Here is a 13,833-nt window from a genome sequence, read left to right on the forward strand (position 1 = left end):
GTAACCTATTAAATTAAAAACTATGAAAACAAAACACATAATATCAGCGATTGCTATTGCAGGGTTGTTTTCTGCATTTAGCGCTCAACAACAAATTGCGATTGGGCAAACAACTGAAAAAACAGAGTTTAGAAAAATTGAAAGTGAAGCTTATAAGCCAGGAGAAGTTTTAGAGTATAGATTACATTATGGAGTAATTAATGCTGGAACAGCTAGATTAGAAGTAAATAAATTAGATAAAAAAATTGCTGGACGAGAAGTTTACCATGTGGTTGGAACAGGAAAATCGAAAGGCGCTTTTGATTGGTTTTTTAAAGTTAGAGACCGTTATGAAACATTTATCGATAAGGATGGAGCCTTCCCTTGGATGTTTGTTAGAGACGTAAATGAAGGTGGTTATAAGATTAAACAGAATTACACCTTTGCTCAAAACAAACAAAAAGTAATTACTCAAGATGGCAATGAATTTGAAGCTCCAGAAGGAATTCAAGATATGCTTTCTTCATTTTATTATGCAAGAACTATAGATTTTAGTAATGCTAAAAAAGGAGAAATATTTACAATTTGGTCGTTTGTTGATGATGAAATATGGCCGTTAAAAATAAGATATGCAGGAAAAGAAAAAGTAGAAGTTAGTGGAGATACTTATAATGCAATGAAGTTTCACCCTGTAATTCAAACAGGTCGTTTGTTTAAAAGTGAAGACGATGTAAGTGTTTGGATTTCAGATGATGCAAATAAAATACCACTACTAGCACAAGGTAAAGTTATGGTTGGTTCAGTTAAAATGGAATTAACAGGCTACAAAGGATTAGTTGCACCAATTTCAAAAATTGACGATTAATAACAGTTATCTGTTTAAAACAATAGAAAAAATAAGGCGATGAAGCAATTCATCGCCTTATTTTTATGCCTTATTTAAAAAATGAAGATGGGGAAAAAAATAGCTGCGGTTGTATTTGTGTTAATCCTTTTAATAGGAGGGTGTAGAATATATTTCAATGATTATTATTACGATTTAGAAACAGAGGAAGACTTAATTAGTCTAGAAGACACCATTCCTGAACCTACTTTTGAGTATGGTATTCAAACGGATTCATTTACAGTACATAAAGGAGTAATACAACCGAATGAATTTTTAGCAAACATTTTATTAAAATATAAAATTCCTTATCCAGAGATTGATAAACTGGTTAAAGAATCAGAAGGTGTTTTTAATGTAAAAAGCTTACATGTGGGTAAAAACTATACAGTAATGTGTAGTAATGATTCTTTAGGTAAAGCACAATGTTTTATATACGAACCAAATGCTGTAGAGTATGTGGTGTTTGATATGAGAGATTCGTTAAGAATTTATAAAGAGCGTAGAGAAATTACAACCGAAATACACACAACCTCAGGAGTTATTACATCTTCTTTATATAAAACCCTGCAGGACGCAAAAGTAAGCCCTGTGTTGGCAATAGAAATGGCAAATGTGTATGCCTGGTCGATAGATTTCTACAGAATTCAAGAAAACGATTGGTTTAAAGTAATATATGAAGAAAAGTTTGTTGATGGAAAATCAATAGGTATTGGCAAAGTATTGGCAGCAGAATTTAACCATAGTGGTAAAAACTATAATGCTTATTACTTTGAACAAGATAATGTAGGTGATTATTTTGATTCCAAAGCGAATAGTTTAAGACGGGCATTTTTAAAGTCACCCTTAGAGTTTGGTCGATTAACCTCTGGTTTTACAATGAAGCGTTTTCATCCGGTACAAAAACGAAATAAACCACATTTAGGAACAGATTACGCCGCACCAAAAGGAACACCAATTTTGGCTACTGGAAACGGAGTTGTAATTGCATCTGCACATTCTGTTTATAATGGTAATTACGTTAAAATTAAACACAATAGTACTTACACTACTCAATATTTACACATGAGTAAAAGAGCAGCTAAAGTTGGTCAAAGTATAAAGCAAGGAGATGTAATTGGTTATGTTGGTAGCACAGGTTTAGCAACTGGTCCTCATGTTTGTTATCGTTTTTGGAAAAATGGGCAACAGGTTAATCATTTAAATGAGGATTTTCCTCCATCTGAGCCAATAAAGCCTGCCTACAAAGCACCATTTGAGCTTAAAAAAGCAGAGTTTGATAAGCAATTACAAAAGGTAAAAGTGAAAGGGCTGGATTAGTAAACATTCTCTATATTTATCAAATAAAAAGATTAGATAAATTATACAATGTTAGTGAGGCCATATAATATTTTTATTGTATTAATTTATTTTGCATTTATATTCTTTGGGTGCTCTATAAAAGAGAAAACAAACAAAAAACAACAGGATAAATATTGTTGGGAAAATATTCATTCTAAAATAGAATCCTATTCAAATTTAGACTCTATTTTAAGTTTTGAAATTTCTGAATTTCAATTATTAGTAGAGCAAAGTCTTGTTGTTAGATCAGAAATGATTCAGTTTTCTAATGAAATAAATTTAGATATTGAAAAACCAATTTCTTCTAAACATTTAGAGTTTTTAAAGTCTAAAACAGAAACATTTTTAGTTTTAAGAGAAAAGTTATACGATATAACCTATAGATATGAATGCGCTCAAGAAGCATCTAAAGAGAGGCTTGTAAGAGCAAAGGTAAAAGAAAACATTAGGACTAAAGCTGTAATGCTTTCTGTAGCATCAGCGTTAACCTTGTACGACAATTATTTGATTGGGGCATTAATATTTGAAAACGACCCTCGTTTAAGGAGGTTGTCAAATGATCCTGACATAGGGTTTGATGTCTCTTCAAATGTATTATTAGAAATTACACTAGCGGCTAATTCTATTAAAAATCAAAAAAGGATTCAAGATGGGATATCTTTTTTTGAAAAAAAACAGAAACATTTTATCGGTCAAAGTGATAACGAATATGAGTATTTGAAATTATTAATATATTCTAGCCCATCTTATAATCATATAAAAAATCTAACCACAAAAGAAATGGTTGGTAAAAAATTTAAAGTGTTCGGTAGAATGTCGCAAGATATTTTTGCTGAATTAAAAAAAGACGGATTTGACGGAATAAGTAAATTTTTTGGTAACTCTATTGGATTAGTCGAGTTTAGAAAGGGAAAGCTTTATAAAAACGAGAAGATCAAAGAAGAGCTATTAAAAGAACTTCAACCCCTAGATGTTATTCTAGAAAAAACTCCCTTTCGTTTAACAGATAAATTAATACCAGGGCATTTCGGACATGTCGCTATTTGGGTTGGGAATGAAAGTGAATTAAAAGAAAAAGGGTTATGGGATAATGAAGTTGTTAAGCCATTTCATGATCAAATTAGCTCAAAAGGAGCTGATAATTTTGATGGGAATAATATAGTTGAAGCTTTAAGGAGTGGAGTTAAACTTAGCTCTTTAGATGAATTTATGAATATTGATGATATTGCTATTTTAAGACCTGTTTTTAATGATAGTATTAGCGAGAACCAATCACTGTTACTTGCATTTAGACAACTTGGGAAAAAATATGATTTTAATTTTGATGTTAACACAACAGAAAAAATAGTTTGTTCCGAATTAGCTTATGTTTGTTTTCCTCAAGTAGATTGGCCTACAGAAAAAACATTAGGAAGACATACTATTAGTCCTGACAATGTTGCTAATCAATGTATTAAAGGAGTAAAATTTCAACTGATTACTTTTTATCATGATGGTGTTAAATGCCAAGAAGATAAACAAATGGAATTATTTAAATCTTTAGTGGAATAAGAACAACTATTTTAACTTAGGATTATTGTGATGACGTTCTCCATCCCTTTTCGTTTTCTTTTCTAAGTTTTTGTTTAGTGCATCAGTCAAGTCAACACCTGTTTGGTTAGCCAAACACAACAAAACAAACAAAACATCTGCCATTTCTTCTCCTAAGTCTTTGTTTTTATCGCTTTCTTTTTCAGACTGTTCACCATATCTACGCGCAATAATGCGAGCTACTTCGCCAACTTCTTCTGTAAGCATTGCCATATTGGTCAATTCATTAAAATAACGAACACCATGTTCTTTTATCCAATTATTTACTGTTTGTTGTGCTTGTTCTAATGTCATTTTTAAAACTTTAATAGATGTGATTTTGCATTGTTTTTCCACCCAGCTTGGCTTTCATAATCTACAAAGTAAATTTTTAAATCAGCCTGACTTTCGTAATCAACAAAGTAGATTTTTTTATCGGCTTGGCTCTCGTATTTTACAACATACCAAAGCCCATCTTTTTTGGCTTGACTCTCATACTTTACATTAAATACTTTTAAGTCGCATTGCGATTCGTACTTCACAATGTAAACTTTAATGTCTGCTTGACTTTCGTATTTAACTTTAAATATTTTTTGAGCTTTTAATGATGTATTTGAGCTAAGTATAAAACTAAGAACGAGTGTAAGTAGGAGAATTAAGTTTTTCATGGTATTAATTTTCAAAGCGATTAATATCAATTTCCTTATCGAGAGGAGCATTATTTAATAAGCAATTTACCAATTTTTGACTAAAAAATGGAGCGAGCATTACTCCTTTTGTGCCTAATCCATTAAAAACGCATAATTGTTTATGGTTAGGATGAACTCCAATTAGAGGTCTTCTGTCGAGGACCGTCGGTCGAACTCCAGCTTTATGCTCTATTATTTCTATTTTATCATTAATAAATTTTCCTGCTTTTTTTAATAATTCTTCTTTACCTTCTTCTGATGTTTTTTCATTTAATTCATCCCAATTATAGGTAGCCCCCAGTTTATAATTGTTGTTGTAAGGTAATACAAAAACACCTTTATTTATCGCAGAATCTAATTTTAAATTTTCAAATTGAACCGTTAAAACTTCGCCTTTGGTTAACTTAAAAGGCAACCAGCTAAAAAAAGGATTATGAATACTTTGATAACCTTCACAAAAAATAATTTGCTTTGCTTCATATCCATTCCAAGCAACCCCATTTTCTTTAAATTCTATTTTATTGTAATCGAACGTTGAACCGAGAAAAGAGTTTGATTTTTTTAAATATTCACGAAAATGACTTAACCATTTTGCCGTTTGCAAATAACCAGATTGCAGTGTTTTTGCTGCACCAAATTTATGGTCAAGATAGGTTGGATTAAAAGGATGTTCTATTTTATGGTTAATCCAATCAAAAAGTTGGGGTTCATTACTTTTTTGTCTCCAAAAATTAGCTTCTTTCTCATCAACAAACAATTTATAAATAGGAATATCGAAATAGAACTGTTCGCCTAGTAATTTTTCTTGTTGCCTATAAAATGATTTTGCGTTTTCTAATACTTCATCAACTAACCAACTTTTGGTTAATCGCTTAAACACAACCGGATTGCATAATCCAGCAGCAACTCTTGAAGATGTGTTTTCTTTTTCTTCATCAATAACGAGAATAGTCTGTTTATTTTCTAATAATTCATAAGCTAAAACAGAACCAGCCAATCCTTGCCCTACAATAATATAATCGACTTTTTTATTCATTTCAACATACTGTTTTTGTGGTTTCGAAAGGCTTTCGATTTATACTTCGAAATTAAAAATTAAAAATTGTTTTATGGATTTTTTATGATTCAAACATCTAACTACAAAACAAGCATTAACTCACTTAAAAAATAAACTTATGAAAACTCAAAAAACAAAAGCACTTCACTATCTATTGGTAGTTATTTTAATCGGACTATTTAATCAGTCTTATGCAGCAGATGCCATTTTAAAAGGAAAAGTAATTGATAAACAAACAAAAGCAACATTACCAATGGTAAATGTTTATTTAAAATCAGAAACGGGTAAAACTATAAAGTCGACCTTAACAGACGTTGATGGGAAGTTTGAAATTACAGGTATTGCACCTTCAACATATAACGTGATTGTTGAAATGATAGGGTATAGAAAATTTACTAAAAAAGGGATAATTCTTAGCTCAGCAGTTACAAAAAATATGGTTTTTGAATTGAGCAGTAATACTCCTCAAATTGTAGACGAAATTGATGTAGTTAATGCTGAAGACGAAAAAGAGGAAAGCATAAGTACGGTAGCTGTTTCGAAAGATAAATATAAAAAAGATAGAAGAATGAAAAGTGCAGAGATGAGCGCTGGTTATGCTAGTCCAATGATTATTGGCAACGTAGTTTCTCGACAAGATAATTTTAATACAGAGTCTTACAGCCCAATTTCGGAGAATGATTTTAAAAATGTAATAGCAAGCCCTTTATCTACTTTTTCAATAGATGTAGATGCTGCTTCATATTCAAATATGAGAAGATTTATTACAAATGGACAAAATCCACCAGCAGATGCAGTAAGAATAGAAGAAATGATTAATTATTTCTCTTACGATTATCCACAACCAAAAGGAGAACATCCTTTTAGCATTACTACTGAAATGAGCGATTGTCCTTGGAATAAAAACAACAAATTAATTCATATCGGATTGCAAGGTAAGAAAATGGATATGAGTGAATTACCATCAAGTAATCTAGTATTTTTATTAGATGTTTCAGGGTCGATGAGTTCGCTAAACAAATTGCCATTATTAAAAAAATCGTTTAATCTTTTAGTAAATAACTTAACCGAAAATGATAGAGTTGCAATAGTAGTTTATGCTGGGGCAGCAGGATTGGTTTTACCATCAACCCCAGGGAACGATAAAGAAAGAATAATGGAAGCATTAAACAATTTAAATGCTGGAGGTTCAACAGCAGGAGGTGCTGGTATAAAGTTAGCTTATAAAATAGCACAAGAAAACTTTATTAAAGAAGGAAACAACAGAATTATTTTAGCAACAGATGGCGATTTTAATATTGGAGCAAGTAGTGATGGTGAAATGACTCGATTGATTGAAGAGAAAAGAAAATCTGGAGTTTATTTGACTTGTTTAGGTTTTGGAATGGGAAATTACAAAGATTCTAAAATGGAAACATTAGCTGACAAAGGAAATGGCAATTATGCTTACATCGATAATATTTTAGAAGCGAAAAAAGTATTGGTTACCGAAATGGGAGGAACAATGTTTACAATAGCTAAAGATGTAAAATTGCAATTAGAGTTTAATCCAGAAAAAATAGAATCGTACAAATTAATAGGATATGAAAACCGATTGTTAAATGATGAAGATTTTAATGATGATACTAAAGATGCAGGAGAATTAGGTGCAGGACATACAGTAACTGCTCTTTATGAAGTTGTTTTAAAAGGACAAGGAATTGCTCCTTCAGTTGATCCATTACGTTACCAACGATTAACCGAACTAATTCCAACGCCTAAAACTGATGAGATTTTGACTGTAAAGTTTAGATATAAAAAACCAACAGAAGATAAGAGTAACTTAATTGTAAATCACTTAACTGACAAAAGTGTTTTATTAAATAAAACTTCAGAAAACTTTAGATTTTCGGCTGCTGTTGCTGAGTTTGGATTGTTGTTAAGAAATTCAAAACATAAAGCGGAAGCTTCTTTCGAAAAAGTGTTGGCTCTTGCAAAAGCAAGCAAAGGAAAAGATGAGTTTGGTTATAGAGCAGAATTTATTAGGCTGGTAGAAATGAGTGAGATGCAAGCAAGTGCGTATTTAAACGAAGAATAGTAATTTAAAACCCACATCACTTACCAGTTTTGCCCCAACTTCGGTTGGGGCTTTTGTTTATTAAGAGATAATTTTGCAAATTATAATACTGCACAAATGATTAAACACAAAACAAAATATTGATTTACACAAAATGCACAGTTTTAACGAAACATAATATTTAACACTATCGTTGAAATATAATAGTTGACAACAACAAAGTTCTTTTATTTACTAATACCTAATAGCCATGAAACTAATTTACCATTTTCCAAGGTTAAAAACCTTATTACTAATCATAGCGTTTATTCAACTTAGTGGTGAAGCATATGCAAGCCATGCTCAAAGTGCAGATATTACTTATCAATGTTTGGGGGGAAGCCAATATCAGATTAGCGTATCTTTTTACCGAGATTGTAGCGGGATTAATGCACCGGGCTCTGTTGATGTAAATCTTTACTCTTCATCTTGTAATCAAGACTTTAATATTACCTTGAATCAAGCTGCAGCAACAGGAAATGAAGTTTCATTGGTTTGTAGTTCAGTAAATACAGTGTGTTCAGGAGGAACTTACCCTGGAGTTGAAGAATATATATATCAAGGGGTTGTTACTCTACCTGCTCAATGTAACGATTGGATTTTTAGTTTTTCTTTATGTTGTAGAAATAATGCAATTAATACAATTAATAATCCTGGAGATGAAAATATTTATGTTGAAGCTCAACTAAATAATTTAGATTTCGTTTGTAATAATTCTCCAACATTTTCAAACCCACCAGTATCCTATCCATGTATTGGACAAACCTCTTGTTTTAATCATGGAGCTTATGAACCAGATGGAGATTCTTTGTATTATTCTTTATTTGCACCTGCGACTGGACCAGGAACAACAGTAACATATGTGCCAGGATATTCTGAAACACAACCTTTATTATCAAGCCCATTAGTTAGTTTTAATTCAAATACTGGAGATATATGTGTTACACCAACCAATATTGAAGTAACAGTACTTGCTGTTAAAGTAGAAGAATGGAGAAATGGTGTTTTGATAGGTAGTGTAGTAAGAGATATTCAACTAAGAACAATAGTTTGTAGTAATAATTTACCTGAAATTACAGGGATTAATGGTACAGGGCAATATTCAATAACTGCTTGTGCGGGATCAAATTTAACTTTTGATATTTTTTCAAACGATATAGATGCTGGTCAGAATGTAACATTAGCATGGAATAATGCTATTCCTAGTGCTACATTCACAACAAATGCATCAAATCATCAAACAGGAACATTTAATTGGACTCCAAATGTTGGAGACATAAGTTCAATTCCTTATTGTTTTACAGTAAATGTTGCTGATGATAATTGTCCTATAACTGGGCTGCAGGTTTATTCTTTTTGTATTACAGTTACAGGATTTGATGTCAGTATGGGTTCAACTGATGCTAATTGTGGTGCATCCAATGGAACTGCAACAGCAACTCCATCAGGGGGTACAGGGCCATACACATATGCATGGAGTCCAACAGGAGGGAATAATTCAGTAGCTCATGGATTAAATGCAGGGACATATACTGTAACTGTAACCGATGTTAATGGATGTACAGCTATAGGAAATACCACTGTTGGAAGTGGTGCCGCTCCTGGCAACATTAATATAAACTCAACTGATGTTAGTTGTTTTGGAGGGAATAACGGAACAGCAACAGTAGTTGCAAATGGAGGACAACAACCATACACTTATCAATGGTCAAATGGAGACTCGATTGACAATATTTCAAATTTATCTGCAGGAACTTATTATGTAGATGTAATAACAAGTAATGGTTGTATTACTTCTGATAGTATTATTATTACGGAGCCACAAGAACCTCTAACAATAAACACTTCAACAACAAATGTAATTTGTAATGGAGAAAATACTGGTACAGCAAGTGTTCTGGCAAATGGAGGAACTTCTGGTTATACTTATTTATGGAATACTACTCCTAATCAGTTTAGTGATATAGCTACAGGATTATCTTCAGGAAGTTATTTGGTAACAGTAACAGATGCTAATGGATGTCAAGTTTTAGATGAGGTAAGCATCAGCCAGCCAGACCCATTGTCTATAAATGTAATTGACCAAATTGATGTTTCTTGTAATGGAGGAAATGGTGGATTATTGAATGTAAATGCATTTGGAGGGACATCACCATATTCTTATTCATGGAACTCAGGAATTTACTCAGGAAATTCTATTAATATGTTAACACAAGGTAATTATCAATTAGAGGTAACTGATAATAATGGTTGTAATCAAATAGGTTCTTTTATAATTAATGAGCCTTTGCCATTAGAAGCATCAGTGATTAATCAAACTGATATTAGTTGTTATCAAGCTAATGATGGAGAAATTGAAGCCTCTGTTGTTGGAGGGACACCACCATATTCTTACTTATGGAGCAATAGTGCTACATCTCCTCAAATAGGTTCTTTATCAGAAAATATGTATATGTTAACAGTAACAGATGCAAATGGCTGTGAAGATACAACATCAGCTATTATAAAAGAACCTGAAAAGTTGGTTATTACGTCTTCAAGTCAATCGACTATTTGCCCAGGTGAAAATATTAACTTACAAGCTTTTTCAACAGGAGGTACGGGAGCTATTCAATATTATTGGGATAATGGAATAATATCAGACTCTCAGTTAGTTTCTCCCTCACAATTAACAGAATACCAAGTATACGGAATAGATGAAAATGGTTGTATAGGAGCAACGGTTTCTACTATTGTTTTAGTTAATGACATCAACCTTTCAACCTTAACTGTTGCTCCTGATACAGCTATTTGTATAGAAGAAAACGGGGTTGTTTTTGCGAATTTTACACCAGGAATTGGGGTTTATACTTTTCAATGGAGCAATGGATTAGGAACTAATCTTGGGCCTCATTATGTATATCCAGATGAAGCAGAAACCTATGTAATTCAAGTAACGGATGATTGTGGGAATACATTATTAGATAGTGTAAATATAGATGTTAACTCATTGCCTAATATAGATTTAACTCCACAAACTTCAACAGGATGTGGAGAGGCGACTTTTAATCTACAGAATAATGCACCTTATGTTTCTCAAGATTTATATAATTGGAATTTTGGCGATAATACCTTTTCAACAGTTACAATGCCTGAAAAATCATATTCTCAATCAGGAAGTTATACCGTAACCTTAATTGTAACTTCAGCACAAGGGTGTATTAATTTGGCGACAACAAATTTAAACGCGATTGTTAACCCAATAGCGAAAGCTAATTTTAGCTTTACACCAGATGAAGAGATTAGCACACTAAACTCAAAACTTTATTTTGATAATACTACAACAGACGCCACTATTTATAATTGGGATTTTGGTGATGGATCAAGTTCTTCAGAAATGAATCCTATTTACAGTTATAAAGATAAAGGAACGTATACCATAACTTTATTTGCTAATAACTATTTTGGTTGTTCTGATACTTACGAGCAAGAGGTTACCGTTGATCCTGCTTATACATTTTATATTCCTAATGCTTTTACGCCAGATGAAAATGGATTAAATGAAGTTTTTACTGCTGTTGGTGAAGAAATAGATGAGTTTGAAATGCAAATATTTAATCGATGGGGAGAAAAAATATATGAAACAACAAGCCTTAATCAAGGATGGGATGGGTCTGCTAATGGTAGCAATCAAATTTCTGAGCAAGGAGTGTATGTATATAATATTAGATTAAAAGATTATACTGGTCAATTTCACCGTTTTACAGGAAAAGTAACATTACTAAAATAGTTCTTGTTTTTTACTGTGTACAACTTTGTATATTTGCAACATGGCGGAAGAATTAATAGTTTCGGATGGTATTTCGAAAGAAAAAAAATATGAGGAATTAATACCTCAAATAAAGGCATTAGTTGAAGGTGAAAGCGATAAGACCGCTAACCTTTGTAATATAATGTCTGCTTTAAAATGGACCTTCAATTGGCTTTGGATAGGTGTTTATATCGTTAGGGGTGATGAATTAGTTTTAGGACCTTTTCAAGGACCAATTGCTTGCACTAGAATACAATTAGGAAGAGGTGTAAGCGGAACAGCTTGGCATAAAAAAGAGGTAATTATTGTGCCTAATGTGGATGAATTTCCAGATCATATTATTTGTAATTCCGCTTCTAAATCAGAAATTGTATTACCCGTAATGAATAAAAATGGAGATGTTTCTATGATTTTAGATGCAGATAGTGACAAGCTGAATGATTTTGATGAAATAGACGAAAAATACTTATCGCAAGTTATAGAAATTATAAAAAAACTGGGTTGAGACAGAAGTACATCATATTGTTAGTTGTCTCAATTTTTATAATTTCTTGTGCTCAACGTTCTGCCTTGTCGGGAGGAGATAAAGATATTTTACCTCCAGAAGTAAAAGAGGAATTTCCAGCAAATAAGACAACCAATTTTATTGAAAATACGATTACAGTTGAGTTTAATGAATTTATAAGTTTAGATAATTTATCTAGTCAATTAATAGTTTCTCCTCTAATGGATGAAACACCTGATATAGCTGTGAAAGGTAAAAAATTGGTAATTAAAATTAAAAGCGAGTTAAAACCAAATACTACCTATAGTTTAAATTTTGGAGATGCGATAAAGGACATTACCGAAGGAAATATTTATCCAAATTATAAATATGTTTTTTCTACAGGTAGTTTTATTGACTCTTTAAATTATGAAGGAAAGGTTATAGGAGCTTTTGATTTAACGCCAAAAGAAAACGTTTTTGTAATGCTTTATGATGAGTTTGAAGATTCTATTCCTAAAACAAAAAAGCCGAGATATATTGCTAAAACGAATAAAGATGGAGATTACCAAATTACAAATATTAGTAAAGGAAAATATAAATTATTTGCTTTAACTGATATTAATAGCAATTATTTATTCGATTTACCAAATGAGGAAATAGGTTTTTACAATGAGTTAATACAAATTGATTCTTCAAAAACTAATAATATCATATACTCATTTACAGAAAATACAGATTTACAATACGTAACAAAAAGTTCAAATACAGCTTATGGAAAAATAGTGCTTGAATTTAATATGCCAGCAGATAGTATAATAATAAAATCTTTAAATGAAGATATTAGCCTTGATATTGAAGAGGTTTCAGATGACAAGAAAAAGAAAACATTTTGGTTATCTGACCCATCATTTACAGAAAAACTAGATATAGTGGTTTATAATAATAAAGCCATTATTGATACCCTTGAACTTGAGTTAATTAATCCTGATTTATTTTTAGACTCAACATTAACAGTTAATACAAATGTTGGAGTTAAGTTTGATTTAAACACAGCTATTCAATTTACAACCGCTCAACCCATAGCTGGAATAGATACTTCTAAAATTAGCTTGTTAGAAGATAGTATAAAAGTCGATTTTAAGTTTACACAAGACTCTGTAAATATTAGAAGATATAATTTAATTTATCCATTTAAAGAAAAAACGGATTATCTATTATTTGCAGAACCATCAGTATTTACCGATATATATGGTTTACATAATGATACTATCTTAAAAACCTTTAAAACAAAAAGGGAATCAGATTATGGTAATTTAGTTTTAAATGTAACTCCAAACATTACTGACAACTATATCATTCACTTTACATTAAATAATAAAATTGTTGAAACTAGATATGGAGTTGGTAAAGCAGTATTTAATTTTGATTATTTAACTGCTGGTAGTTATGGTATAAAACTTATTGTTGATAGGAACAACAATAAGAGTTGGGACACAGGAAACTACAATGAAAAATTACAACCAGAAGAAGTAATTTATTACCAAGGAACTATTTCGATTCAAGAAAATTGGGACAACAAAATTGATTGGATTATAGAGTAGTTATAAGTATCCAAAAAGAACCCAAAACGTAAAGAACATATTAATAGCAAAAGCAATTATTTTAAAACTTTTCAATTTGATGGTTTTATCTTCCAAGCTATTAATTAAGCTGATTAATAATAACAAGCTACCAATTAATCCTAGAGTTAACAGAGAAAGACCAAATGTTCTATTTGTTTCAACTAGGTTGAAAAAGACTTCTTCATCAAACTTTTGCCCCAAATCTTGAAGTGATAATTCTTGATATTTGTAACAAAGCCACCACCAACCCAAATCATAATATATGGGGAACAAGGTCAAGATAGAGCCAATAATTAATAAAGGACGATCATACTTTTTCAT

The 13,833-nt window shown here is 31.4% G+C and carries 11 protein-coding genes; 7 read left to right on the forward strand and 4 right to left on the reverse strand.

All coding sequences use genetic code 11. From position 1 onward, the window contains the following. Positions 1-22: 22 nt before the first annotated feature. The 3 genes from FRY74_RS10195 to FRY74_RS10205 all read left to right on the forward strand — a co-directional run bounded on the left by FRY74_RS10195 (position 23) and on the right by FRY74_RS10205 (position 3,754). Positions 23-844 carry a DUF3108 domain-containing protein gene (locus FRY74_RS10195; RefSeq protein WP_147101126.1) on the forward strand — a complete coding sequence of 274 codons (822 nt, stop codon included), beginning with the start codon at positions 23-25 and terminating at the stop codon, positions 842-844. 87 nt (positions 845-931) lie between these two features. After that, entirely contained in the window at positions 932-2,182 is a 1,251-nt protein-coding gene (locus FRY74_RS10200) for a peptidoglycan DD-metalloendopeptidase family protein (protein ID WP_170228004.1), read from the forward strand. A gap of 48 nt (positions 2,183-2,230) precedes the next feature. Continuing rightward, positions 2,231-3,754 (forward strand): YiiX/YebB-like N1pC/P60 family cysteine hydrolase, encoded by a 1,524-nt coding sequence (locus tag FRY74_RS10205; RefSeq protein WP_147101130.1) that lies wholly within the window; start codon positions 2,231-2,233, stop codon positions 3,752-3,754. A gap of 6 nt (positions 3,755-3,760) precedes the next feature. On the opposite strand, the gene FRY74_RS10210 is transcribed toward FRY74_RS10205, so the two are convergent. The 3 genes from FRY74_RS10210 to FRY74_RS10220 are packed head-to-tail and all read right to left on the reverse strand — an operon-like array spanning position 3,761 to position 5,497. Beyond that, positions 3,761-4,087, reverse strand: a complete 327-nt coding sequence (locus FRY74_RS10210; protein WP_147101132.1) for a nucleotide pyrophosphohydrolase — start codon at positions 4,085-4,087, stop codon at positions 3,761-3,763. Between the two features lie 2 nt (positions 4,088-4,089). Continuing rightward, on the reverse strand, positions 4,090-4,440 hold the full coding sequence (locus tag FRY74_RS10215; RefSeq protein WP_147101134.1) for a DUF6150 family protein: 351 nt from the start codon (positions 4,438-4,440) through the stop codon (positions 4,090-4,092). 4 nt (positions 4,441-4,444) lie between these two features. Beyond that, positions 4,445-5,497, reverse strand: coding sequence for an NAD(P)/FAD-dependent oxidoreductase (locus FRY74_RS10220; RefSeq protein ID WP_147101136.1), 1,053 nt, complete (start codon positions 5,495-5,497; stop codon positions 4,445-4,447). A 139-nt stretch (positions 5,498-5,636) separates the two neighbouring features. Between FRY74_RS10220 and FRY74_RS10225 the strand changes: the two genes are divergently transcribed. The 4 genes from FRY74_RS10225 to FRY74_RS10240 all read left to right on the forward strand — a co-directional run bounded on the left by FRY74_RS10225 (position 5,637) and on the right by FRY74_RS10240 (position 13,491). Continuing rightward, positions 5,637-7,595: a YfbK domain-containing protein gene (locus FRY74_RS10225; RefSeq protein WP_147101138.1), complete on the forward strand. Its 1,959-nt coding sequence runs from the start codon at positions 5,637-5,639 to the stop codon at positions 7,593-7,595. A 229-nt stretch (positions 7,596-7,824) separates the two neighbouring features. Next, positions 7,825-11,382 carry a PKD domain-containing protein gene (locus FRY74_RS10230; RefSeq protein ID WP_147101140.1) on the forward strand — a complete coding sequence of 1,186 codons (3,558 nt, stop codon included), beginning with the start codon at positions 7,825-7,827 and terminating at the stop codon, positions 11,380-11,382. Between the two features lie 40 nt (positions 11,383-11,422). After that, positions 11,423-11,908 (forward strand): GAF domain-containing protein, encoded by a 486-nt coding sequence (locus FRY74_RS10235; RefSeq protein WP_147101142.1) that lies wholly within the window; start codon positions 11,423-11,425, stop codon positions 11,906-11,908. Further along, positions 11,905-13,491: an Ig-like domain-containing protein gene (locus FRY74_RS10240; RefSeq protein ID WP_170228005.1), complete on the forward strand. Its 1,587-nt coding sequence runs from the start codon at positions 11,905-11,907 to the stop codon at positions 13,489-13,491. The genes FRY74_RS10235 and FRY74_RS10240 overlap by 4 nt, the downstream gene beginning before the upstream one ends. On the opposite strand, the gene FRY74_RS10245 is transcribed toward FRY74_RS10240, so the two are convergent. Further along, complete coding sequence (locus FRY74_RS10245; protein WP_147101146.1) at positions 13,492-13,833, reverse strand: hypothetical protein; 342 nt, start codon at positions 13,831-13,833, stop codon at positions 13,492-13,494.

This window comes from Vicingus serpentipes, assembly GCF_007993035.1.
Taxonomy (GTDB): domain Bacteria; phylum Bacteroidota; class Bacteroidia; order Flavobacteriales_E; family Vicingaceae; genus Vicingus; species Vicingus serpentipes.